This is a genomic window from Zunongwangia sp. HGR-M22, assembly GCF_027594425.1.
Taxonomy (GTDB): domain Bacteria; phylum Bacteroidota; class Bacteroidia; order Flavobacteriales; family Flavobacteriaceae; genus Zunongwangia.
In genome coordinates this window covers 795001-817791 of sequence record NZ_CP115159.1, presented here as the reverse complement: position 1 = coordinate 817791, position 22791 = coordinate 795001, and the positions used below count along the sequence as shown (strand labels likewise).

Here is a 22791-nt window from a genome sequence, read left to right as displayed (position 1 = left end):
AATTAGTTGGATTATAAGATTGGTTAGTTAGTTGGTTAGGTTAGATTGAAAATGCCGGGAGTGGTTACCCGGCATTTTCTTATTTATTTAATACGTACAATCAATAATTAAAAATAATGCTTTGAAATTCCGCCCATTTCTTTCAAAAATTCATTTTTTTCTTCTTGGCTAAAATTTAAACAGCGTGAAATTTGAGGGTTTGAAATTATTATCCTATAAATATATTCGGAAAGTAAAACAATTACATCTCGATGTGTACCGTTTAAAGTAGTAGGACTCACCATAATTGAATTTGATTTATTGTTTATCTTTATTCTGGTAAAAGGATTAAAATGTAATTTTACTTTAATTTGCTTATCGTTTTCTAGCAATTTTTTAAATATCCCAAAATAGCAACCGCGATTATTTTCTATCAGATATTTTCTAAGTTCTGAGATATAGAACGGACTCTCAATGATTTCATTCGCTCGATTTACTATAGCTTCTAATTTTGAATGATTTCCAGAATAATGTAGTTTCATAAGGTATTGTTGTGGTGATCATAAAGCAATACCAACAAAATGATTGGGTATTAGAAGCAAAATTAATATGAGTAAATCGATTTAACAAGTAGTCCAATAGATTTACTTACAGCGTTTATTGAAGAGAATGAATTATAAAATGAACTAATTTACTTTCAAAAAGTTCATCAATGCTTTTTCAGAAATTATCTCAGTGCCAGCAAATGTTGCTTTCTCAACTTTTGCTTTCCCAGCTTCGCTACCGCAAACTAAATAATTGGTTAATCCAGAAAACGATCCGGTTACGCGCCCCCCATTCTGGATAATAATTTTCTGAATTTCCGTTCGCGAAAAATTCTGAAAATTTCCGGTAATTACAAATCGTAAACCTGAAAAAACGTCACTAGAACTAGCCATGGCTTTACGTCTAATTTGTACATTTTGCCCTTGCTTTTCAGCAATCCAATCTAAATAACTGGACGGAAAATCTACGCCATGCTCTTCTTGCAATTGCAACTCTTCTTCTATCCGATTCAGTTTTAAAAATAGTTCTCCACAAACAAAAGCATCTTCCAAAGCATTGTGATGACGATACTGCGGTACTTCAAAAAATCTCGCAAGCGCACTAAGCTTGTAGCTTGTCAGATTGATAAGTTTACGTGCCCGCTGCAAGGTGCAAAAACTGCTATATACGGGAAGCTCCAAACCGTAGCGCTCTAGAGAATAAAGCAATACAGAATTATCGAATTTCGCATTATGCGCCACCAAAGTTTTCCCTTCAATAAAAGGAATCATCTCTTCCCATAACTCAGCAAAATTCTTTTCGTATTGCACGTCTTCATACGTAATTCCATGAATTTGTACCGCGAATGGATTAAAATAGGCGACTTCAGGATTTATTAATTCATAAAATTCGCGATATTTTTTCCCATTTTTATATTCTACCATTCCCAACGAGCAGGGATTTTTCCCGCTCGCGGTTTCAAAATCAAACGCCACAAAATCCTCTATCATTCAATCATCTTAAAAAATTCTTCTTCACTAATCATGTTGATGCCTTCTTTTTCAGCTTTCACCTTTTTACTCGGCCCCATTTTTTCACCAACAATTAAATAATCAGTGCTTTTTGAAAGTGCGCTTAAATTTTTACCGCCATTTTCTTCGATATGCTTTTTAAGCTCATTTCTAGAAATAGAAAAGGTTCCGGAAACAACGAAACTCAGTCCCTCCAATTTATTCGAAGCAGTTTCTTTTTCTTCCATTTCAAACTGCAAACCTTTTTCACGTAAACGATTTACAATCTTCAAGTTTTCTTCATCAGTAAAAAACTCGGTTATACTTGCCGCCACACGCTCACCAACATCTCGAAGTTCGATAAGTTCTTCTACACTTGCTTCCATTAGTTTATCAATATTCCCAAAATGCTCGGCTATTTTTCTAGCACTTACTTCACCAATATCTCGAATTCCCAAAGCAAATAACACTTTATCAAACGTCCGCTTTTTAGATTCTTCTACGGAATTTAATATATTTTCTGTGGTTTTCTTTTGAATACTAATTCGGCTTCGATCTGAAATTTTAGTGATAAAATCATCGAATTTAGGGTAATCCTGAAAGCTTTCATTCCGAAGTAACTCATCAATATAATCGGCATTTTTAAGTGCTTCTTTAGCCGGCCGGTTTTCCTGATGATCTGGAAACTTAAGATCGATCAATAAATTCACCGAAACACAATCTTCCATCGAAGTATATGCTGAAACATCTACACGTTGCATGGCCGAATTCAATTCATTTAAAAATCGCTTAAATTTCTTTTCATCAACAGCTTCAACTTCAGCAATATTCAAACTGAAAAGTTCCTCTAATTGTACAATTTCAGCTCCTATTTTTTCTGAATCTGCTCGGGTAATACTTCCCCAACCCTGACTCAACGCATAAATCGCCTGATCTAGTTTTACCTGAAGTTCGCCTTCTTTTTTAATTCCGGCTTCTTCGTTATCTAACCAACGTTCTTGCCCAATAATATCATCGTACGTAAGAAAATAAAAATCGGAGTAATTATTTATAATTTCATTATAATATAGAATTTCGATTGTGCCTTTTCCCAAACCATCGATATCCATGGCTTTTCTGGACACAAAATGTTCCATTCGGCCAATAATTTGCGGTGGGCAGCCCACGTAATTTGGGCAAAAATGTTGTGCTTCGCCTTCTTTACGTTGCAATTCGGTTCCACATTCCGGACAGTGAGTGGCATATTTTGTAGGTTCAGAATCTGGATCGCGTTGCTTAAAATCGACTCCAACAATTTTCGGAATAATTTCTCCTCCTTTCTCTACAAAAACCTTATCACCTTCACGAATATCAAGCTTTTCAATTTGATCAGCATTATGCAAAGACGCTCGTTTTACAATAGTTCCCGCCAATTGCACAGGTTCTAAATTCGCTACCGGAGTAATCGCTCCTGTTCGGCCAACCTGGTAAGTGATCTTATTCAGCTTAGTAGTTTCCTGCTCGGCTTTAAATTTATAAGCCATTGCCCAACGTGGCGATTTTGAAGTATTACCAAGTTCTTCCTGCTGACTAAAATCGTTCACTTTTACCACCACTCCATCGGTCTCATACGGTAAATCATGGCGATGAATATCCCAATAATTGATGTATTCTAAAACCTCGTCGATATTATTTTTCAGTTCACTTTCTGCCGGAACTTTAAAGCCCCAATCACGTGCTTTTTCTAAACTTTCAAACTGCGATGAAATGGGAAGGTTTTCGCCTGCAATATTGTACAGCAAACAATCTAAAGGGCGCTTAGAAACCTCAGCGCTGTTCTGCAATTTCAAACTTCCAGAAGCCGTATTACGCGGATTCGCATAGGGTTCTTCTCCATTTTCTACACGTTCTGCATTTAGCTTTGCAAAACCTTCAAATGGTAATACGATCTCTCCACGAATATGGAATTTATCAGGATAATCACCTCGCAACTTCAAAGGAACAGATCTAATGGTTTTTACGTTATTCGTTACATCATCTCCCTGAAAACCATCCCCACGAGTAACTGCTTTTACCAATTCGCCATTCTCATAAGTAAGACTCATTGAGGCTCCATCGTACTTTAGCTCACATGTATATTTTATATCGCCATCTACTAATTTACGAATACGAGTTTCCCAATCTTGTAACTCTTCTTTTGAATAGGAATTAGAAAGCGAATACATTCGGTATTCGTGAACCGTTGTTGCAAAATTTTTAGTTACCGCACCACCTACACGTTGTGTTGGAGAATTCGGATCGTCAAATTCGGGATGTTGGTCTTCTAATTCCTGAAGCTCCTTAAGCTTCATATCAAAATCATAATCACTGATTTCAGGATTATCCAAAACGTAATATTGGTAATTATGATGTTGTAATTCTTTCCGAAGTGTATTTATTTTATTTTCGATATCCATTTATACTAAAATTAAGAGGCTCATTGTGCAATAAAAATTAATATAAGAGCAAGTATTGCCGGTAAAGCCTGTACAAAGAATATTTTCTTTGCAGCAGTTAATGCTGCGTAAATTCCGGCTACTGCGATACACAAAAGAAAAAAGATAGAAATATTTTGTTGCCAATAGCTATTCTCTATAAAAAAAGTCCATCCCAAACCTGCCGCCAAAAAACCATTATATAAACCTTGATTAGCTGCTAACCCCTTTGTTTTTGGAAAAAGATCTGTGGGTAAGGATTTAAAAGTTTTTTTACCGACGGTTTCCCAGGCAAACATTTCAAACCAAAAGATATAAAGGTGTTCAATAACTATAATAGCCTTTAAAATAACTAGTACCAACCCCATACTTCCCTATTTATAATTATACTTCTTTAGATATAAAACTAAATGCCTTACCTTGATGTTTAAATTTAATTTTAAAATCGGCTTCAAAAGCAGTTTGATTGGTAGGAAACCATTCCTTTTTATTTTTATCGATGCATATTAGCAAACCTTTATCATCACCTATGGCACAAAATCGTTCTAAATTTCCGTCAAAAATAGCTAAATTGAAATGATCATGTAAATAGTTATAAAAAGGTTCTATAATTTCAACAGCCAAACCAACTTCAGCAACTCCTAGTATAGAATTTACACTGAAAGTATTTTTTTCTGAAGGATATAGATGACTTCGCGAAATGAATTCTAAAATATTATCATCGGCATCTTTAAAATAAACCGATTTTGCATTCCAGTTCTTAAAATCAATTATTTCTTCCGTACCATCTTTTTCAATATTCACTCGCTTTTTTAACCATTCTAAAGCTAACTTTTCCTGATTAGCCGGAATATGAAATGCAATATGGTTTAATTTTGCTTCCTTTTTATACTGAAAGCAAACTTCGGTAAAACCTATTTTTATAGTAAAGCTATCTTCTACATTTTCAGCCAAAGAAAAACCTAATACATCACGATAAAATTGTGCCTGCTTTTGAAGTTGCGACGTATAAAGTTGCAAATATTCAATCTTCATTTAGGTCTGACTTTTAGTAATCCATTTTGGAGTTGGCAACGGTTTAAAAAACCTCATTTTTTCATATAATTCTTCGATAGTTTCGGCAATTATAAGCAAATCGAAGTTCTCTTTTTTTAGCAGACCTTTATCTACCATCTTGCGAAGCATGTTAATTAGATCATCGTAAAAACCATTGACATTCAGCAATCCAATAGGTTTTTGATGCAAGCCCAATTGCGCCCAGGTGATGATTTCAAAAAGCTCCTCGAAAGTTCCAAAGCCTCCCGGAAGCGCAATAAATCCGTCACTTAAGCGATGCATTGTAAGTTTGCGCTCGTGCATATCCTGTGTGGTGATCAATTCATCCAAATTGGTATGCACTACTTCTTTGATCTTAAGAAATTCTGGGATCACGCCAGTCACTTTCCCCCCATTTTCCTGAACTCCCGCTGCAACATGCCCCATCAGTCCGCGTTTACTACCGCCGTAGATCAAACGAATGTCGTTTTTGGCCAAAAATGAGCCCATTTTTTTTGAGGTTTCTATAATTTCTGAATCGTTTCCATCGCTGCTCGCACAGAAAACGGCAACGCTTTTTAAAGAATTTTGCACAGTCTTTTCTTCCAAAATAGCAGATTTTTTTAGTGTTTTTGGGCTTTTAGCATTCTAAAATTACCATACATATCTTTGCGAAGTTCAGTTTTAAAACCATGATCTTTAACCATTGTTTCTGTTTCTTCGCCCAGGTATTGGTTAATTTCAAAAAACAACAAACCATTTTTGGTAAGCCCTTCTTTTGCTAATTTCGTGATTTTCTTATAGAAAAGTAAAGGTTTTTCGTCTTTTACATAAAGTGCAGTTTCCGGCTCATACTGCAATACATTTTGCTGCATTTCGGCTTTTTCTAATTCCCGAACATACGGCGGATTTGAAACGATAATATCAAATTGCTGCGGAAGTTTTTCTGCGGAAAGAATATCCTGCTGAATAAAGTCTACTGAAACTTCATTTTGTTCCGCATTAATCTTAGCGATTTTTAAAGCTTCTTCTGAAATATCTATTGCTGAAATTTGAGCTTTTGGCAGGTGTTTTTTTAAACTAATCGGGATACAACCACTCCCCGTTCCTATATCTAAAATTTGCAAATTTTGGATCTGCTGAAGTGAAACCTCATCTAAAATCCATTGTACCAATTCTTCAGTTTCCGGCCGCGGAATTAAAACGCCGGGTGCGACTTTAAAATTCAGACTAAAAAATTCAGTTTCTCCAATAATATATTGAATAGGTTCAAACACATTAAGTTTCTCTAATGCACCTTGAAATTGGCCAACTTCAGCATCGCTTATTTCCTTATTTGGTTCTAAAGCCATTTGCAATCTGCTCCTCTTTAAAATATGCTCTGCCAACAAATTAAAAAAAGACAGAATTTCCTCTTTTGGATATTTGCCGCCAAGATCTTCTAAGAATTGATTTTTGAGTTGCGTGGTGGTCATTGTTTTAATTTACTTGACGGTTTAGAGATTTCATTCAGCATTCAGCTATTCTTTATTTCATCAATTCAAATTCAGAGTAAAAAAATTAAATAAAATCACGAATATCATATTGCATCCTGACTCTTGGTTCCTAACCTTATTCAAAATTCAGCATTAAAAATAAGAGTGCTACTATCTAAATTCTAACAGCGAAGCGATCTAATCTAATTTCTAATTACAGATCCTTTATCATCCAAACCGTACAATTATAATGGCCTGTATTTCCAAGGGGTTTATCTAATTCTTCAAAACCGGTTTTCTTATACAATTTACAGGCATCTTTCATGTATGGCAAAGTCTCGATATAGCATTTTTTGTAATCCTGATTTTTCGCGAATTTCAAACAAGTATCCATCATTTGGGTGCCAAGACCTTTTCCGCGAGCTTCAGGTAAAAAATACATTTTTTGCAATTCACAAATCTCGGTTTCAAATTCTGGTAACGGCCCAATACCACAACAGCCAATAATTTTGCTGTCTTCTTCAATCACAAAATATGCTTTTCGATCTGCTTTATATTCCGCAGTCATATCGTCCAAAGCTTTATCTTCGTAAGCAGTTCCTACTTTTGGAACTCCCATTTCAACCAAAACATCCTGGATAACTTTTTTAACCTGCTGATTGTCTTGCTGCTGAATTTCCCTAATTTTAAGCCTACTCATTCTTACTAATTAATCCTATTTTTGTGGCTGTGAATATACAGGAAAAATATATAAAACGTTGTTTGCAACTCGCCCAAAACGGCTTGGGAAGTACCTATCCAAATCCCATGGTTGGCAGCGTTATTGTTTACAAAGACAAGATCATTGGCGAAGGATGGCATCAAAAAGCTGGGGAAGCTCATGCCGAGGTTAACGCGGTAAATTCAGTTAAAGATCCAGAGCTTTTAAAGAAATCGACCATTTATGTAAGCTTAGAACCTTGCAGCCATTTTGGAAAAACGCCGCCTTGCAGCGATCTTATTATAGCCAAAGGAATTAAAAAAGTGGTAGTAGCCACGGTAGATCCTTTTGCTGAAGTTGCCGGGCGAGGAATTAAAAAACTGATGGAAGCTGGTTGCGATGTAACAGTTGGTGTTTTAGAAAAAGAAGCACAAAATCTTAACAAGCGATTCTTTACTTTCCATAACAAAAAGCGCCCTTATATTATATTGAAATGGGCGCAAAGTGAAGATGGATTTATCGCTCCGTATAAGCGTGAAGATCGTGCTCCCGTTTGGATTAGCAACCGCTATTCTAAACAATTAGTGCATAAATGGCGGGCTGAAGAACAATCGATCTTAGTGGGAACCAAAACCGCCATCGACGACAATCCAAAACTGAATACGAGATTACACGCGGGAAACAATCCCGTACGGGTAGTGATCGATAGATCTGGAAAAATCCCAGCAGATTCGGATCTTTTCGACGGAAGTATTAAAACCATTGTTATTACTGAAAGTATTCCAGAAAAAGACGCTAAGAACATCGAATATCGTCAAGCTGATTTTAACCAAAATTTACCGCAGCAAATTGGAAAGATATTATTTCAGGAAAATTTACAATCGGTTATTATTGAAGGCGGCTTGCAAACACTTCAGAGTTTTATTGATGCTGAATTATGGGATGAAGCTCGAGTTTTCACCGGAAATATTCAGCTTAAAAAAGGAATTTCAGCTCCTAAATTTCAGGGAAAATTAATTTCCGAAGAATACATAGAAGACAATATATTAAAGACCTATTTAAATGATTAAAACCATAATTTTCGATTTTGGTGATATTTTTATCAATCTTGATAAATCGGCTACACCGGCGCAATTAGAAAAATTCGGCATTGAAAATTTACCAGAATCGATCGTTGCGACGAACCAGGAATATGAAAAAGGTCTAATTTCTTCAGAAGATTTTTTCAACAGCTATAAAAAGCAGTTCAGCACGGTCGAAAAAGAGCAATTTCTTGATGCTTGGAATGCGATTTTAGTAGATTTTCCTAAATATCGATTAGAGTTTATAAAAAAATTAGCTTCAGAAAATAATTATCAACTTATACTTTTAAGCAACACTAATGAAATTCATATTGATTGGGTAAAAGAAAATGTAGCTTTTTTTGAAGAATTTCAGCAATGCTTTGATGCTTTTTATTTGTCTTACGAAATCAATTTTAGAAAACCAGACGCCGGTATTTACGAATATGTGCTTAAGCAGCATGATTTAAAGCCAGAAGAATGCCTTTTTATAGACGATACTAAAGAGAATACCGACGCTGCCGCTGCTTTAGGAATCAATGTTTGGAATCTGGAACCTACTCGAGAAGATGTGATTGATCTATTTACCACCAAGAAAGAATTATTCTCTTAAAGGCGATTTTCGTTTAAATTCCTTAGTTTACTAAAATGAAGGACACCTACAAAACTATCACTAAAGCGTCTGAAGAAGTTTTATTTAAAGACCGAAATTCGAAGTTTTTTGGCTATGCTTTTCCTATTAAAAATGAAGAGGAAGCCAATCTTCACCTTGAAGAATTAAAATCGAAACATCATAAAGCGCGGCACTGGTGTTATGCCTGGCAAACCGGTAAAGAAGAACAGGATATTTATTATCGCGCTAACGACGACGGTGAACCATCCAACTCGGCCGGAATGCCTATTTACGGACAAATCCAATCTTTTGAAGTTACTAATATTCTTATTGTCGTTGTTCGCTATTTTGGCGGTGTAAAATTAGGTGTGGGCGGACTCATAAACGCATATAAAACCGCTGCACAAATGGCGCTGGAAAATTCAAATATTGTAAAGCGCACCATCGATGAGGTTTTTGAAGTTCATTTTGATTATCCTGAAATGAATATCGTAATGCGATTAATCAAAGAAAATAACCTGAATATTCTAGAACAAAAGCTTGAGTTAGACTGCAAGATCTATTTATCGGTAAGGAAAAAAGAAGCCGAGGCGATTTTCGATAAATTTGATACCACTTATAAGGTAGAAATAAAAAGAATGGAGAGTTAACAAATTTAGTCGGCAGTCGCGATAAGCAATTAGCAATTAGCAATTAGCAATTAGCAATTAGCAAAATAAGCTATTCCTTTTTCATCAATCCAAATTCAGAATAAAAAAATCTTTACTTAAATAGTCAACATCATCTTGCGTCCTAATTCTTGGTTCCATTCTCATTCAACATGTAGAAGTCAAAATAAAAAGTCTATTCTCTATTTTCTAAAATCTAGAGTCTAAAATCTAAAGCAATTCGATCTAAATTCTATCGCTTAAAGTTTTTCCAAAACATATTCTGGGCATCGAATTGGGCGCCTCGTTTTTGCATCCATAAAAACCAAAATTGTACTTGCAGTTGTTAACAACTCATCCTCTTGATTGTATATTTTATAGTCGAAAATTATCTTGACATCGGGCGTCTTTCTTAGGCTTGTATAGATCTTCAAATTATCATCAAAGAAAGCCGATTTGATAAACTTAAAATTCATTTCATAAACAGGCAGCATTATACCATTTTTTTCCATACTTTTATAGGAAATACCAATTTTTTCAAGCCACTCAATTCGCGCAATTTCCAGATACTGAGCGTAGTTACCGTGATGCACTACCCCCATTTGGTCTGTCTCTGCATATCGTACTTTAAGTATGGATACATGTTCTGTCATTGCTGAATTTTAAGCTTTAAATTGAAAATAAATTTTGTGATTTGATCCTTTATAAGTATGCGTAAAATATTCTAAAAATTCAATACCCAATCGGTTTTTTTTTTACATTTTTTGTTCACATATTTGTCCTCCTTAAATTTGAAAGGAATACTCTTATCAGGAGATAATTCGAAAGATCTAATAACCTATAATAACGTCACACGAAGCATGTCGAAAACTGCGCAATCAGTTTGGAATAGCTGTCTAGCTTTTATTAAAGATAACATCTCGCCACAGGCCTACAAAACCTGGTTCGAGCCAATTCAAGCAGTAAAACTTACAGATTGTGCTCTAAGCATACAGGTACCATCTAAGTTTTTTTATGAATGGTTGGAAGAGCATTATGTTAAGCTTTTAAAAGTTTCTTTGACTAGAGAGCTAGGAGAAAAAGCCAAATTAGTGTACGTTATCAAGATGGAAAACACCTACGGTAACAAGTTGCCTTTTACCGAGAAAATTCCTAGTACACAACGATCAAATATGTCTTCACAGGAAGTTGATGTTCCCGTGAAAAATAAAAATCCAGAACTTAAAAATCCATTTGTAATACCGGGGATTAGAAATGTAAAAATTGAATCACAACTAAACCCTAGTTACAATTTTGAAAACTTTTTAGAAGGAGATTCTAACAGGTTAGCAAGATCTGCTGGTTTAGCAGTGGCAAATAAACCGGGAGGAACATCTTTTAATCCGCTTCTTATTTTTGGAGGTGTTGGTTTAGGAAAAACACACTTAGCACACGCTATTGGTGTAGAAATAAAAGACAAATATCCAGAAAAAACGGTGCTTTATATTTCTGCGGAAAAATTTACACAACAATATATTGAATCGGTTAAAAAGAATAACAGAAACGATTTTATCCATTTCTACCAGATTATAGATGTCTTAATTGTAGATGATATACAGTTATTATCTGGGAAAGCAGGAACTCAGGATGTATTTTTCCACATTTTTAATCACTTGCATCAAAACGGAAAACAGGTAATTCTTACCAGTGATAAGGCTCCAGTAGATATGCAGGATATCGAGCAACGCTTGCTTTCTCGATTTAAATGGGGACTATCCGCTGAATTGCAACATCCAGATTTTGAAACTCGTGTCTCAATTATAAAAAATAAACTCTATCGTGACGGTGTAGAGATGCCCGAAGAAATAGTTGAATTTTTAGCTAATAACATTAAAGCTAATATTCGGGAATTAGAAGGTGCGATTATTTCGCTAATCGCTCATTCTTCGTTCAACAAAAAAGATGTTACTATAGAGCTTGCTAAAAAGATTGTTGACAATTACGTTAAAAACACCAAGCGAGAAGTAAGTATCGATTATATCCAAAAAGTGGTAAGTGATTACTTCCAGATGGATGTTGAAACACTACAATCTAAGACAAGAAAAAGACATATTGTACAGGCCAGACAATTAGCAATGTTCTTTGCTAAGAAATTTACCAAAGCCTCACTTGCAAGTATTGGTTCACAAATTGGAAGTCGCGATCACGCAACAGTACTGCATGCTTGCAAAACGGTAGATAATCTATCGACAACAGATAAGCAGTTCAAAAAATTTGTAGAAGATCTCAATAAAAAATTAACGATTTAGAATAATAAAGAGCTCTTTTTAAGGGCTCTTTTGCATTATAATATCTTCTGAAATATGGAAAAGAAAAGAATCTTAATGGTTTGCCTGGGTAATATTTGCAGATCACCACTTGCTGAAGGGCTTCTAAAATCTAAGGTAAATCCTGAAGAAATTTATGTAGATTCTGCGGGAACAGGAAATTATCATATAGGTGATCTTCCCGATCGTAGATCGATTGCAACGGCAAAACAACACAATCTTGATATTACCGACCAACGAGGACGACAATTGAGTACTGAAGATTTAAACTCTTTCGATCATATCTTTGTGATGGATAACTCTAATTATCGCGATTCTATTGCGCTAGCAAAGACTGAAGATCAGAAAGAAAAAATAAAGCTCATTTTAAATGAAATCTTCCCGGGAGAAAATGTAGATGTTCCCGATCCTTATTTTGGTGGTGACCAGGGTTTCGAAAATGTGTATCAAATGCTTGACGAGGCGACAACTAACATCGTAGAAAAATTAAATAACGGAACATATTAATGGCTTCAAACTTTTCATTTTCCGGCAAATTATACTTAATCCCGACAACTTTGGGAGAATCCAATCCTATTGAAGTGCTTCCGCTTACCGTAAAAAAGCATGTTGAAAGAATTGATCATTACATCGCTGAAAATGAAAAAACAGCTAGAAGAGCTATCAAAAAATTAGTTCCGCAGAAAAAACAACAAATTTTAAAGTTTAAGACTTTAAATAAATTTACTGATGTTACTGAAATCCCTAACTTTCTTGATGCCTGTAAAAAAGGTTTCGATATGGGATTAATTAGCGAAGCCGGAGTTCCCGGGGTTGCCGATCCCGGTGCTGAAATTGTAAAACTAGCACATCAAAATGGTATTCAGGTTGTTCCGCTTGTAGGGCCTTCTTCTATTTTATTAGCAATGATGGGAAGCGGAATGAACGGACAATCGTTTAGTTTCAATGGTTACTTACCTATCGATAAAAAAGAAAAGAAGCAGGAATTAAAGAATCTTGAGCGTATTTCTTCTGAAAAGAATATGGCGCAACTTTTTATTGAAACTCCCTATAGAAATAACAAACTTTTAGAAGATCTTATCCAGACTCTTCATCCTTCTACTCGCCTCTGCGTTGCTTGTGATCTTACTTTACCTACAGAATCTATAGTTACGCTTTCTATAAACGAGTGGAAACAAAAAAAGGTAGACCTTCATAAAAGACCTACCATTTTTGTTATTCAAAAAGATTAAATCCTTTTAAACTATATTTCAGATAATTTTGAAAAATCAACTCTAGGATTTTTCACTGGTTCAATAAACGAGGTGTCGTAACCGGCAAAACGCTTCATGTAATATTTAATGCTTGTACCAAATGCATCATTAAACATTTGAGCACCATAACTTCTTAAATATTTTTTCACACTACCGGGACCAGCTAAATGTGCAGCTGCCAGAATACCAGATTCTGTAACCTCTACCCCATTAATAGTTTTTCCTGAAAAACGCTTAATATCACGAATCAGGATCCATTTGTTACGAGAAGCATTGGTATAAAATGTTGCTTCTTGAAGTTCTGGACGCTCCAAAAACTCCTGAGTATTATAAACGCCTAATAGATTTAAGGTTCCTTTACCAAACTGGTATTTCCCCATGTATCCATATTCGTTAATACTGCTGTAATCTCCTCTCGACTCTTTAAAGCCAATAGCTTCTTTAAAACCCGTGTAAGACTTCCCTAATTTAGGGAGTGCCTTAGCCGGCGCCTTAGAAGCTTTTAACGGTAATGCATCTACAGATACCGTATAATTTAATTCAAGATGAGGAGTAGTAAAACCTTCTATCTCTAGATCGGCTGCTTTCTTTGTGCTGAAACTAAAAAATAATGATCCTGCAACAACGGGCAACCAGGAAAGCTTAACAATTTTCTTACTCATTCCAATTTGTTTCTGAAGAGTTTTTATAAATCAAATATTATCTCTATATTTATAAACTTGACTTCTCTTCAAATTTGCGAGTGCAAATGTACAACAAATATTAATAATCTGAACTACAAGCTGTTAAACCTTTTTTAAAGCTATGCCCTGACTTAACATCGCACTAAGATTCAGGCTTCCATAACGTTAGACTTTCCTTAAATTCAGAAAAAATTATCTTTTTATTCCTTTTTTATTAATCCAGCGAACATATTCTTGCTTATTGCGGTTATGCTGAGCAAGGGTTTTAGCGAATTTATGATAGCCAAAATTTTCTACGTTGGCAACAAAATAGAAGTATTCATGATCTTCGTAATTTAATACGGCATCGATAGAAGAAATATCGGGCATTGCTATGGGACCAGGTGGGATTTCACGATACTTATAGGTATTATACGGAGAATCCAACTCTAGATCCTTATATAAAACTCTTTTTATGATGGTATCAAAATTTTGTGTTTTCTGTTTAATCGCGTAAATCACTGTAGGATCAGCATCAAGCTTCCAGCCGCTTTTATAACGATTCATATAAACACCAGCTACTTTTGGGCGTTCATCTACTTTCGCAGTTTCTTTCTGAACGATAGAGGCAATTGTAATTACCTGTCCCGGTGTTAAACCTATTTCTTCAGCTTTTTGCAATCGGCTTTGTGACCAAAAACGATCGTATTCAGTTTTCATTCGCGCTCGAAATTCTTCAGCAGAAGTATTCCAGAAGAATTCATATTTATTCGGAATATACATTCCCAAAGCTGTAGCTTCATCCAAATTATTTTCAGCAAGAAATTCCTCATCGCGCATTGCTTCTAACAAACTTAAGCTATCAGCTTCAATTTGACTAGAAATTCGACCGGCAAGATCTTCCACTCGTTCCTGGTTATTAAAACTTATATTAATAGGAACATTGGTACTTCGCAGCGTATTTACAATCTCATTATTATTCATCCCTTTTTTCAGAATAAATCGTCCTGCTTTTATATTGCCGGGATACTGCTTTTTTTCAGCAACAATATTAAAACTACTAAGGTCTTTAACCAATGGGCGAAGACTATCTAAAACAGTTCTATAATCAGCATTTGTAGGAATTAAAACAATTTCTTTTTCTGAAGCGAATTTGGTGTTTTCTCCTAAAATGCTTTCGTAGATATAATAACTAAATATACCTACTCCAACAAGTCCTAAAATCGCTATGGCTACTAAAATCTTTTTAATGTACATTCTTATTTATTAGTTGATATAAATATTCGTCTTTAAAACGTCCATCTATAAACGTCCATTCTTTCTTTAAACCGGCTTGTGTAAATCCGCAATTTTCAAATAACCGCAAACTTCGCTCATTATCTGCAGTGATATTGGCATAAACCTGATGTAAACCCAAATGTTTGAAACAGTATTTACACACTAAAGACAAACTCTCTGCCCCAAATCCTTTTTGACGCTCTTCGGGCTTTGCTATTAAAATACCAATTGCTGCTCTACGATCGCGAGGTTCGAAATCGAAAATATCAATTAAACCAATGGGGTGTTTTTTTAAATTACAGATTACTAAACGTAATTGTTTGACTTCGTAAATATCTAAATGAGAATTTTCCAGATACTTTTTTAAAATGAATTTTGAGAATGGAGCCTGGGTGGCACTAACTTCCCAAAACTCTTCGTTATTCTCCAAATCGTGAAGAAATTCTAGATCTTCTGGTTCTAAAGCTCTTAAATAGAGTTTTTCTCCTTTTAAGGTTAGCATTCTATCTCTCCTTTAAAAACAAGTTTTGCCGGACCTTTGAGCCAAACATCTGTATAATTTTCTCCATCTGCTTTAAAGCTAACTGAAAGATCTCCACCGGGAACCTTCAATTTTACTTCATTGGCTTTAGTTCTATGGCTATTAAAGGCAGCAATTGCCACGGCGGTTACTCCGGTCCCGCAGGCCAAAGTTTCATCCTCTACGCCACGTTCGTAAGTACGAACTATAAAAGTATCGTCTTGCTCGGTTTTTTCAACAAAATTTACGTTTGTTCCTTTTTCTTTATAATCTGAAGAATATCGAATTGCTGAACCTTCTTCTTTTACATCCATCTCTTTGACGTTTTCAGTAAAAACAATGTGATGAGGAGAACCGGTGTCTAAAAAAGCAATGTTACCCGCTTGATAAATATTGGATACATCTTGCATTTGCAGATTAACAATTCCATCATTTCCGATCGATGCTTTATGAGCTCCATCGATAGCCGTAAAATTTGCTTTCTCTTCAATGATACCCAAAAATTTAGCAAAAGCTACCAGACAGCGACCACCATTACCACACATACTACTTTCATTTCCGTCGGCATTAAAGTAAACCATTTTAAAATCGTCTCCTTCCACCTCGGCATTTTCAAGTAAAATTAATCCATCTGCTCCTATGCCAAATTTACGGTCACAAAGTCTCTCAATCAATTTGGTATCGTTTTTGGATACTAAATTATTGCGATTATCAATCATTACAAAATCGTTACCTGTACCCTGGTATTTGAAAAACTGAAGTCTCATTTTTAGCAGATTTTAACGCCTCAAATATACAATTTTAGAACTGACTTCGGCGTTTTTAACTATTAGTTGACTTACAGGAAAATAGAATTTTTAATAATTATAATTTTAAAGTTGAACAATAAATTTTTCGAAAAAAGATGAAAAAATTAGCAAGTTTACTTATGGTTTCCATCCTGGGTGGAGCATTAACTTTAGGAAGCTACAAGCTGTTTTTTGAAGAAGAAAATGTTTCTTTTTTGAAAAATGAGCAAAGTGCTGCCCAAAATCTAATTAACGCCAATTATAATGCCGAACATACTTATGGCACGAACGTAGATTTTACCGCCGCTGCAGAAAAAACCGTACACGCCGTGGTACATGTTAAGAATGTTGCCGTCTATAATGGCCCTCGCAGTTGGGCAGATATTATGCAAGGTAGAACAGAATCCAGCAAATCCTTACGCGGAACTGGGTCTGGAGTAATTATTACACCAGATGGATATATCGTAACAAATAATCACGTTATCGAAGGCGCCAGCGAATTAGAAGTTACTTTAAATAATAACAAAACCTACAAGGCAAAAGTTATCGGTGCAGATGCTATTTCTGATATCGCTTTAATAAAAGTAGAGCCAGATGAAGATTTGGAATATATTCCTTTTGGAAATTCGAACAACGTAAAAATAGGAGAATGGGTTTTAGCGGTTGGAAATCCATTTAACCTAAAATCTACCGTTACCGCAGGAATTGTTAGTGCTAAATCAAGAAACCTTAACCCTGCTGCAACAGGACAATCTTTTATACAAACAGATGCAGCGATTAATCCAGGGAACAGCGGTGGTGCTTTAGTTAATATTAATGGCGAATTGATAGGTATTAATACTGCTATCACATCCATGACAGGAAGTTATGTTGGCTATGCTTTTGCAGTACCTTCTAACAATGCTAAAAAAATTGTTGATGATATTATGGAATATGGTGATATCCAACAAGGAATATTAGGTATACGTGGAAGCGATTTCAATCGAGTTCCAGAAATGAGTGAAGAATATGGTACTACACAAGGTGTTTTTGTTAGCGAAGTAACTAAAGGTAGTGGCGCAGAAAAAGCAGGTATCCAAACGAAAGATGTTATTAGAAAAATCGACAATATTAAAGTCAACAAATTTTCAGATCTTACCGGTTATATAAATACCAAACGACCTAACGACACGGTTAATGTTACTGTTCTTAGAAATGGCAAAGAGAAAGAAATTGCTGTAAAATTAACCAAGCTTAATGTTGCACAACTACCTATAGGTTTAGAAGTGACCAACGCCTCTAAAGATGAACTTAAATTTTACCAGACAGAAAACGGAGTAAAAATAAGCAAGACGTTAAGTGACCAATATCCTGAAGAAGAATTTGTTGGTGCAATTATTACTGAAATAAATGGCGAAAAAATCTTTAGCATTCGAGATGCGGAAGAAGCTTTTAAAGCTATAGAAAGAGGACAAGGTTTAAGCATGACTTTTATAGATAAAACAGGCCAAAAGCAACGTGTTATCTTTAGATAATCTCTTAATATTAGATATATAAAAAGCTCTCGTAAATTCGAGAGCTTTTTTATTACAAGTATCTCAAAACGACTATTCAAAAAAATAATTATTAATAAATCGATTTTACGACAACAAATAATTAGATCGAATATTGGTTGTGAGTAATTTGGAATCTTCAGACATTTGCCTGCTAAAAAACTTTACTCCAAAAACAATAAAATACTATTTAGAGGGTTAGGTTGATACTAACAAACTAGAAAACTTCATTTAAAAATGAATAAGCTACTAATTACACTATTAATTTTTTCAGGATTTACATTTACAGGAAATGCACAGGATAGTATTTCAAAAACTAATCCCATTCAAAAAGAGTTTCAAGAATTAATCGAATCTTCCAATAATTACCAGGAATATAAGGTTGTAAATTATGATGAGCTAACAAAGCTTCGTGATAATACCAATGCTTACATTCAGGAATTAAAAGATCAAATTACGGTAGATAAAAACACTGCCAATCAACAAGAGGAAGAGATCAATAATCTAGAAGCAGAACTTAAAACAACTCAGCAAGATCTTCAGGAAGTTAGAGAAGAAAAAGACAATATTGTCTTTCTTGGCTTGCCCCTAACTAAAGGCACCTATATGGCGATGATGTGGGGCATTGTAGGGATACTTATTTTAGCTTTACTTTTCTTTATCTATAAATTTAAAAACTCTAATGCGGTTACTAAAGAAGCAAGAAAACGCTTGGATGATACCGAAAGGGATTTTGATGAGTACAAGAAAAAAGCGCTGGAAAAAGAACAAAGACTAGGACGCCTTTTACAAGATGAAAAGAATAAGCAGAATAAAATGAATAGCTAAAATGGGCTATTATTAGCATATTTATAGTCTTAAAATCTAAGTACAATGCGAATTGATATTATTACCGTAGTGCCCGATATTCTTAAAAGTCCATTTGAAGCTTCTATTTTAAAAAGAGCTATAGAAAAAGGACATGTAGAAATTCATTTACATAATCTGCGGGACTACGTAACCGATAACTATAAGCAAATTGATGATTATCAATTTGGCGGAGGTGCCGGTATGGTAATGATGATTGAGCCAATCGACAAATGTATTTCTAAACTGAAAGAGGAAAGAAATTATGATGAAGTTATTTATATGACTCCAGATGGCGAAACCTTAAATCAAAAAATGGCAAATCGCATGTCGATGTTTGAAAATATAATTATTCTTTGCGGTCATTACAAAGGTGTAGACCAGCGAGTGCGTGATCATTTTATTACTAAAGAAATTTCTGTAGGGGATTATGTACTTTCTGGCGGAGAGTTAGGTGCTGCTATTTTGTGTGATGCAATAATTAGATTAATACCTGGTGTTTTAGGCAACGAAACTTCCGCGTTAACAGATTCTTTTCAGGACAATTTATTAGCACCACCCGTTTTCACTAGACCGGCAGAATACAAGGGATGGAAAGTACCAGAAATTTTAACTTCTGGAAACTTCCCAAAAATCGAAGAGTGGCGTGAAAATGAAGCATTTAAGAGAACGAAAAAACTTCGACCAGATCTTTTAGAAGACGAATAAAATTATTCAGAAAAAGCTTAAATTATAAAATTAAATTTATAATTTTGCATCCGTTCTAAAATAACCTCTGGCGAAAACCGTGAATGTTGTTTTAGCCTGTATTTTAAATATTTAACTATGGAATCGTTAATTAAATTCGTTCAAGACGAATTCGTTACCACAAAAGATCTTCCTGAATTTTCAGCTGGAGATACTATTACTGTTTATTACGAAATTAAAGAGGGTCAAAAAACCCGTACACAGTTTTTCCGTGGAGTTGTAATCCAAAAAAGAGGAACTGGAAGCTCACAAACTTTCACCATTAGAAAAATGAGTGGTACAGTTGGTGTAGAACGTATCTTCCCTATTAACTTACCTGCGATCCAAAAGATCGAAGTGAACAAAAGAGGTAGCGTTAGAAGAGCTAGAATTTTCTACTTTAGAGAACTTACTGGTAAAAAAGCTCGTATTAAAGAAGCTAAAAGATCTTAATTTTACAGCTTACGATACATTATTTAAAACTCCGTTTTTCAACGGAGTTTTTTTATGCCTTATTTTAGCATTTCTTAACAGGCTTTGCTGCGCGTTTTCTAGCAAAAATGCCTAAATAATAGTATATTGCGAATACATCAAACCCTCTAATACCAAAGGGTTTCTTCGAAATTTGACAAATCAAAAAATTGAATAATGGCAGAAAACACCAAGATTTTTTACACCAAAACAGATGAAGCACCGGCTTTAGCCACATACTCATTACTTCCAATCGTTCAAACCTATACCAAAGCAGCAGATGTTGTTCTAGAAACAAAAGACATTTCTCTTGCGGGACGTATTCTTTCTCAATTTCCTGAATTTTTAGAGGACGATCAAAAAGTTAGCGATGCTCTTGCAGAGCTTGGCGAACTTGCAAAAAAACCGGAAGCTAACATTATTAAACTTCCTAATATAAGTGCTTCTATTCCGCAGCTTAAAGCAGCTATAAAAGAACTTCAGGAAAATGGTTATAAGCTTCCCGATTATCCAGATGAACCTGCAACTGAAGAGGAAAAAGAAATTAGATCTAAATACGATAAAGTTAAAGGTAGTGCTGTAAATCCTGTTTTACGTGAAGGTAACTCAGATCGTAGAGCTCCAAAAGCAGTTAAAAATTTCGCTAAAAAGAATCCACATTCTATGGGGGAATGGAGTTCAGATTCCAAATCTCATGTTTCCACTATGGAAGACGGCGATTTTTATCATAATGAAAAATCTGTTACTTTAAATGAAGATGACAGTGTAAACATTGTTTTCACTTCAGAATCTGGCGAGGAAACAGTTTTAAAGAAAGATATTAAGTTACTGGCAGGAGAAATAATCGACGGTACTGTGATGCATGTCGATAAATTACAGAAATTCCTTCATGAACAAGTTCAGGATGCTAAAGATAAAGGAGTTCTTTTCTCTTTACATATGAAAGCTACTATGATGAAGGTATCAGACCCTATCATATTTGGTCATGCTGTAAAAGTATTCTTTAAAGATGTTTTTGAAAAATATGGTGAAGATATTAAGAAAGCCGGCGGGAACCCAAATAGTGGTTTAGGTGACGTTTTAAGCTCTCTTGATAATCTCCCTGAAGACAAAAAGAAAGAGATTAACGATGCGATTCAGGCAGATTTAGAAAATGGTCCTGATATTGCAATGGTAAACTCAGACAAAGGAATTACGAATTTACATGTTCCTAGTGACGTTATTATCGATGCATCTATGCCAGCGATGATTAGAACATCAGGACAAATGTGGAATAAAAACGACAAAACTCAGGATACTAAAGCCGTTATCCCTGATAGTAGTTATGCTAGCATCTATCAGGCTACCATAGATTTCTGTAAAGAAAATGGAGCTTTTGATCCTACGACTATGGGAACTGTTCCTAATGTTGGATTGATGGCTCAAAAAGCCGAAGAATACGGTTCTCATGACAAAACATTTGAACTTCCTGAAGCCGGGACGGTAAAAGTTGTAGATCTAAAAGGTGAAACTTTAATCGAACACAAAGTTGGTGCTGGCGACATTTGGAGAATGTGTCAGGTAAAAGATGCACCTATTCAAGATTGGATAAAATTAGCTGTAAATCGTGGAAAATCTAGCGGAATGCCAATTGTATTTTGGCTAGATAATGAAAGAGCTCATGATGCGCAGTTAATTGAAAAAGTTCAAAAATATCTTCCACAACATGATACTGAAGGTGTTCAGATAGAAATTATGCCTCCTCTAGAAGCTACTGAATTTACACTTAAAAGAGTAAAGGATGGAAAAGACACAATTTCGGTTACCGGAAATGTGCTTAGAGATTATTTAACCGATCTTTTCCCTATCCTAGAATTAGGAACGAGTGCTAAAATGCTATCCATTGTTCCTTTAATGAATGGTGGAGGATTATTTGAAACAGGTGCCGGTGGATCTGCTCCCAAGCATGTTCAGCAATTCTTAGAAGAAGGACATCTAAGATGGGATTCTTTAGGTGAATTTTTAGCTTTAGCGGTTTCTTTAGAACATTTAGGAAACAAATATGATAATAAAAGAGCTTTAGTTCTAGCCGACGCTCTAGATGCTGCTACAGAAAAATTCTTGGCAAACGGTAAATCTCCTTCAAGAAAAGTAAATGAACTTGATAACCGCGGAAGTCATTTTTATTTAGCAATGTATTGGGCTGAAGCTTTAGCAAACCAGGATAAGGATGCCGATTTAAAATCGCATTTTGAAAAAATAGCTTCAGAACTTAAAGAAAATGAAGAAAAAATTCTTGAAGAACTTATAGAAGCTCAGGGATCTGCTCAAGATATCGGAGGTTACTATAAAATGAATGATGAAAAGACTAGTAATGCAATGTTACCTAGCGAAACTCTAAACCAAATTTTAGGAAACTAATTTTTGAATAAATTTTAAGTTAAAAGAGAGTCGGAATATTATTATTCCGACTCTTTTATTTTACGGTAAATTCCAAATTTATCCGATTTAGAATCGCGTATTAATCTTTCGTTAAACCGAATTTTCCTTAATGACAGAAAGATTTTCTTACCGAAATTTGCAAGATGAATTATACCCCCGGAGAACGCAATAAAAAGAAAGAGTATATAATTTTAGTAGTTTTAGGAACTCTTATTGCCTTAGGACCTTTTTCCATAGATTCTTATCTACCAGGATTTGAAAATATAGCTGAAGATTTTAATATAACAGTATCCAAAGTAGGATTAACACTTACCAGCTACTTTATAGGAATTTCTTTAGGACAAATGGCTTACGGCCCAATTATGGACAAATTTGGCAGAAAGCGTCCTTTACAAATCGGCCTACTTGTATATATATTAGCAGCAGCAGCATGCTATTTTTCTGGTAATTTAACTTCACTTATAATCGCCAGATTTTTCCTTGCATTAGG

At 35.0% G+C, this 22791-nt stretch carries 25 protein-coding genes (1 of these 25 only partly in view); 12 read left to right on the top strand and 13 right to left on the bottom strand.

The window, feature by feature from the left end; all coding sequences use genetic code 11:
• Positions 1-107 precede the first annotated feature (107 nt).
• The 8 genes from PBT91_RS03650 to PBT91_RS03615 all read right to left on the bottom strand — a co-directional run bounded on the left by PBT91_RS03650 (position 108) and on the right by PBT91_RS03615 (position 7177).
• Complete coding sequence (locus PBT91_RS03650; protein ID WP_270060430.1) at positions 108-521, bottom strand: hypothetical protein; 414 nt, start codon at positions 519-521, stop codon at positions 108-110.
• 144 nt (positions 522-665) lie between these two features.
• Complete coding sequence (locus PBT91_RS03645) at positions 666-1514, bottom strand: 3'-5' exonuclease (protein ID WP_270060429.1); 849 nt, start codon at positions 1512-1514, stop codon at positions 666-668.
• Positions 1511-3949, bottom strand: a complete 2439-nt coding sequence (gene ligA, locus PBT91_RS03640; RefSeq protein WP_270060428.1) for an NAD-dependent DNA ligase LigA — start codon at positions 3947-3949, stop codon at positions 1511-1513. Before ligA ends, PBT91_RS03645 begins: the two co-directional genes overlap by 4 nt.
• Before the next feature lie 20 nt (positions 3950-3969).
• Complete coding sequence (locus PBT91_RS03635; protein WP_270060427.1) at positions 3970-4335, bottom strand: DUF1304 domain-containing protein; 366 nt, start codon at positions 4333-4335, stop codon at positions 3970-3972.
• 16 nt (positions 4336-4351) lie between these two features.
• Positions 4352-5002, bottom strand: a complete 651-nt coding sequence (locus PBT91_RS03630) for a VOC family protein (RefSeq protein WP_270060426.1) — start codon at positions 5000-5002, stop codon at positions 4352-4354.
• On the bottom strand, positions 5003-5611 hold the full coding sequence (locus PBT91_RS03625; protein WP_270060425.1) for a TIGR00730 family Rossman fold protein: 609 nt from the start codon (positions 5609-5611) through the stop codon (positions 5003-5005).
• A gap of 14 nt (positions 5612-5625) precedes the next feature.
• Positions 5626-6477, bottom strand: a complete 852-nt coding sequence (prmC, locus tag PBT91_RS03620) for a peptide chain release factor N(5)-glutamine methyltransferase (protein WP_270060424.1) — start codon at positions 6475-6477, stop codon at positions 5626-5628.
• 214 nt (positions 6478-6691) lie between these two features.
• Entirely contained in the window at positions 6692-7177 is a 486-nt protein-coding gene (locus PBT91_RS03615) for a GNAT family N-acetyltransferase (RefSeq protein WP_270060423.1), read from the bottom strand.
• A 29-nt stretch (positions 7178-7206) separates the two neighbouring features.
• Here PBT91_RS03615 and ribD point away from each other — a divergent pair, with 29 nt between their 5' ends.
• Genes ribD through PBT91_RS03600 form a run of 3 tightly spaced genes read left to right on the top strand, consistent with a single transcriptional unit; the run spans position 7207 to position 9501 of the window.
• Entirely contained in the window at positions 7207-8247 is a 1041-nt protein-coding gene (gene ribD / locus PBT91_RS03610) for a bifunctional diaminohydroxyphosphoribosylaminopyrimidine deaminase/5-amino-6-(5-phosphoribosylamino)uracil reductase RibD (RefSeq protein ID WP_270061423.1), read from the top strand.
• Positions 8240-8851, top strand: a complete 612-nt coding sequence (locus tag PBT91_RS03605) for an HAD family hydrolase (protein ID WP_270060422.1) — start codon at positions 8240-8242, stop codon at positions 8849-8851. The genes ribD and PBT91_RS03605 overlap by 8 nt, the downstream gene beginning before the upstream one ends.
• Positions 8852-8886: 35 nt before the next feature.
• Entirely contained in the window at positions 8887-9501 is a 615-nt protein-coding gene (locus PBT91_RS03600; protein WP_270060421.1) for an IMPACT family protein, read from the top strand.
• A gap of 257 nt (positions 9502-9758) precedes the next feature.
• On the opposite strand, the gene PBT91_RS03595 is transcribed toward PBT91_RS03600, so the two are convergent.
• A complete protein-coding gene (locus PBT91_RS03595) occupies positions 9759-10151 on the bottom strand; it encodes an acyl-CoA thioesterase (RefSeq protein WP_270060420.1) in 393 nt (130 codons plus the stop codon).
• A 207-nt stretch (positions 10152-10358) separates the two neighbouring features.
• On the opposite strand from PBT91_RS03595, the gene dnaA reads away from it, so the two are divergent.
• From dnaA to PBT91_RS03580, 3 genes are read left to right on the top strand one after another with little or no spacing between them, the layout of a single operon-like run.
• Positions 10359-11786 (top strand): chromosomal replication initiator protein DnaA, encoded by a 1428-nt coding sequence (dnaA, locus tag PBT91_RS03590; RefSeq protein ID WP_270061422.1) that lies wholly within the window; start codon positions 10359-10361, stop codon positions 11784-11786.
• 54 nt (positions 11787-11840) lie between these two features.
• Positions 11841-12311, top strand: coding sequence for a low molecular weight protein-tyrosine-phosphatase (locus PBT91_RS03585; RefSeq protein WP_270060419.1), 471 nt, complete (start codon positions 11841-11843; stop codon positions 12309-12311).
• Complete coding sequence (locus PBT91_RS03580; protein ID WP_270060418.1) at positions 12311-13036, top strand: SAM-dependent methyltransferase; 726 nt, start codon at positions 12311-12313, stop codon at positions 13034-13036. Before PBT91_RS03585 ends, PBT91_RS03580 begins: the two co-directional genes overlap by 1 nt.
• Before the next feature lie 11 nt (positions 13037-13047).
• Here the strand turns inward: PBT91_RS03580 and PBT91_RS03575 are convergent, their stop codons facing one another.
• The 4 genes from PBT91_RS03575 to dapF all read right to left on the bottom strand — a co-directional run bounded on the left by PBT91_RS03575 (position 13048) and on the right by dapF (position 16284).
• Positions 13048-13719, bottom strand: a complete 672-nt coding sequence (locus PBT91_RS03575; protein WP_270060417.1) for a peptidoglycan-binding protein LysM — start codon at positions 13717-13719, stop codon at positions 13048-13050.
• Positions 13720-13932: 213 nt separating this feature from the next.
• Positions 13933-14976, bottom strand: coding sequence for an endolytic transglycosylase MltG (gene mltG, locus PBT91_RS03570; protein WP_270060416.1), 1044 nt, complete (start codon positions 14974-14976; stop codon positions 13933-13935).
• A complete protein-coding gene (locus PBT91_RS03565; RefSeq protein WP_270060415.1) occupies positions 14966-15499 on the bottom strand; it encodes a GNAT family N-acetyltransferase in 534 nt (177 codons plus the stop codon). The genes mltG and PBT91_RS03565 overlap by 11 nt, the downstream gene beginning before the upstream one ends.
• Positions 15493-16284: a diaminopimelate epimerase gene (gene dapF / locus PBT91_RS03560; protein ID WP_270060414.1), complete on the bottom strand. Its 792-nt coding sequence runs from the start codon at positions 16282-16284 to the stop codon at positions 15493-15495. The genes PBT91_RS03565 and dapF overlap by 7 nt, the downstream gene beginning before the upstream one ends.
• A 137-nt stretch (positions 16285-16421) precedes the next feature.
• Here dapF and PBT91_RS03555 point away from each other — a divergent pair, with 137 nt between their 5' ends.
• The 6 genes from PBT91_RS03555 to PBT91_RS03530 all read left to right on the top strand — a co-directional run.
• Positions 16422-17819 (top strand): S1C family serine protease, encoded by a 1398-nt coding sequence (locus tag PBT91_RS03555; protein ID WP_270060413.1) that lies wholly within the window; start codon positions 16422-16424, stop codon positions 17817-17819.
• Positions 17820-18074: 255 nt separating this feature from the next.
• Positions 18075-18665, top strand: a complete 591-nt coding sequence (locus tag PBT91_RS03550; RefSeq protein ID WP_270060412.1) for a hypothetical protein — start codon at positions 18075-18077, stop codon at positions 18663-18665.
• Positions 18666-18710: 45 nt separating this feature from the next.
• The gene (trmD, locus tag PBT91_RS03545; protein ID WP_270060411.1) at positions 18711-19391 is read left to right on the top strand and encodes a tRNA (guanosine(37)-N1)-methyltransferase TrmD; all 681 of its coding nucleotides are present in this window, start codon (positions 18711-18713) and stop codon (positions 19389-19391) included.
• A 117-nt stretch (positions 19392-19508) separates the two neighbouring features.
• Complete coding sequence (rplS, locus tag PBT91_RS03540) at positions 19509-19862, top strand: 50S ribosomal protein L19 (RefSeq protein WP_270060410.1); 354 nt, start codon at positions 19509-19511, stop codon at positions 19860-19862.
• A 195-nt stretch (positions 19863-20057) separates the two neighbouring features.
• Complete coding sequence (locus PBT91_RS03535; RefSeq protein WP_270060409.1) at positions 20058-22280, top strand: NADP-dependent isocitrate dehydrogenase; 2223 nt, start codon at positions 20058-20060, stop codon at positions 22278-22280.
• Between the two features lie 164 nt (positions 22281-22444).
• A protein-coding gene (locus tag PBT91_RS03530; RefSeq protein WP_270060408.1) for a multidrug effflux MFS transporter crosses the window boundary here: on the top strand, positions 22445-22791 show its start. It continues 877 nt past the right edge of the window; 347 of the gene's 1224 nt are visible here — the first part of the coding sequence; it begins with the start codon at positions 22445-22447; its stop codon lies beyond the right edge, outside the window.

Bases quoted from the DNA above. Each gene is read 5' to 3' on its own strand.
- PBT91_RS03635 (WP_270060427.1), bottom strand. From the start codon at position 4,335: ATGGGGTTGGTACTAGTTATTTTAAAGGCTATTATAGTTATTGAACAC.
- mltG (WP_270060416.1), bottom strand. From the start codon at position 14,976: ATGTACATTAAAAAGATTTTAGTAGCCATAGCGATTTTAGGACTTGTT.
- rplS (WP_270060410.1), top strand. From the start codon at position 19,509: ATGGAATCGTTAATTAAATTCGTTCAAGACGAATTCGTTACCACAAAA.
- PBT91_RS03645 (WP_270060429.1), bottom strand. From the start codon at position 1,514: ATGATAGAGGATTTTGTGGCGTTTGATTTTGAAACCGCGAGCGGGAAA.
- PBT91_RS03595 (WP_270060420.1), bottom strand. From the start codon at position 10,151: ATGACAGAACATGTATCCATACTTAAAGTACGATATGCAGAGACAGAC.
- prmC (WP_270060424.1), bottom strand. From the start codon at position 6,477: ATGACCACCACGCAACTCAAAAATCAATTCTTAGAAGATCTTGGCGGC.
- PBT91_RS03585 (WP_270060419.1), top strand. From the start codon at position 11,841: ATGGAAAAGAAAAGAATCTTAATGGTTTGCCTGGGTAATATTTGCAGA.
- trmD (WP_270060411.1), top strand. From the start codon at position 18,711: ATGCGAATTGATATTATTACCGTAGTGCCCGATATTCTTAAAAGTCCA.
- PBT91_RS03605 (WP_270060422.1), top strand. From the start codon at position 8,240: ATGATTAAAACCATAATTTTCGATTTTGGTGATATTTTTATCAATCTT.
- PBT91_RS03575 (WP_270060417.1), bottom strand. From the start codon at position 13,719: ATGAGTAAGAAAATTGTTAAGCTTTCCTGGTTGCCCGTTGTTGCAGGA.
- PBT91_RS03580 (WP_270060418.1), top strand. From the start codon at position 12,311: ATGGCTTCAAACTTTTCATTTTCCGGCAAATTATACTTAATCCCGACA.
- PBT91_RS03615 (WP_270060423.1), bottom strand. From the start codon at position 7,177: ATGAGTAGGCTTAAAATTAGGGAAATTCAGCAGCAAGACAATCAGCAG.
- dnaA (WP_270061422.1), top strand. From the start codon at position 10,359: ATGTCGAAAACTGCGCAATCAGTTTGGAATAGCTGTCTAGCTTTTATT.
- PBT91_RS03600 (WP_270060421.1), top strand. From the start codon at position 8,887: ATGAAGGACACCTACAAAACTATCACTAAAGCGTCTGAAGAAGTTTTA.
- PBT91_RS03630 (WP_270060426.1), bottom strand. From the start codon at position 5,002: ATGAAGATTGAATATTTGCAACTTTATACGTCGCAACTTCAAAAGCAG.
- PBT91_RS03650 (WP_270060430.1), bottom strand. From the start codon at position 521: ATGAAACTACATTATTCTGGAAATCATTCAAAATTAGAAGCTATAGTA.
- PBT91_RS03555 (WP_270060413.1), top strand. From the start codon at position 16,422: ATGAAAAAATTAGCAAGTTTACTTATGGTTTCCATCCTGGGTGGAGCA.
- dapF (WP_270060414.1), bottom strand. From the start codon at position 16,284: ATGAGACTTCAGTTTTTCAAATACCAGGGTACAGGTAACGATTTTGTA.
- PBT91_RS03565 (WP_270060415.1), bottom strand. From the start codon at position 15,499: ATGCTAACCTTAAAAGGAGAAAAACTCTATTTAAGAGCTTTAGAACCA.
- ligA (WP_270060428.1), bottom strand. From the start codon at position 3,949: ATGGATATCGAAAATAAAATAAATACACTTCGGAAAGAATTACAACAT.
- PBT91_RS03550 (WP_270060412.1), top strand. From the start codon at position 18,075: ATGAATAAGCTACTAATTACACTATTAATTTTTTCAGGATTTACATTT.
- PBT91_RS03535 (WP_270060409.1), top strand. From the start codon at position 20,058: ATGGCAGAAAACACCAAGATTTTTTACACCAAAACAGATGAAGCACCG.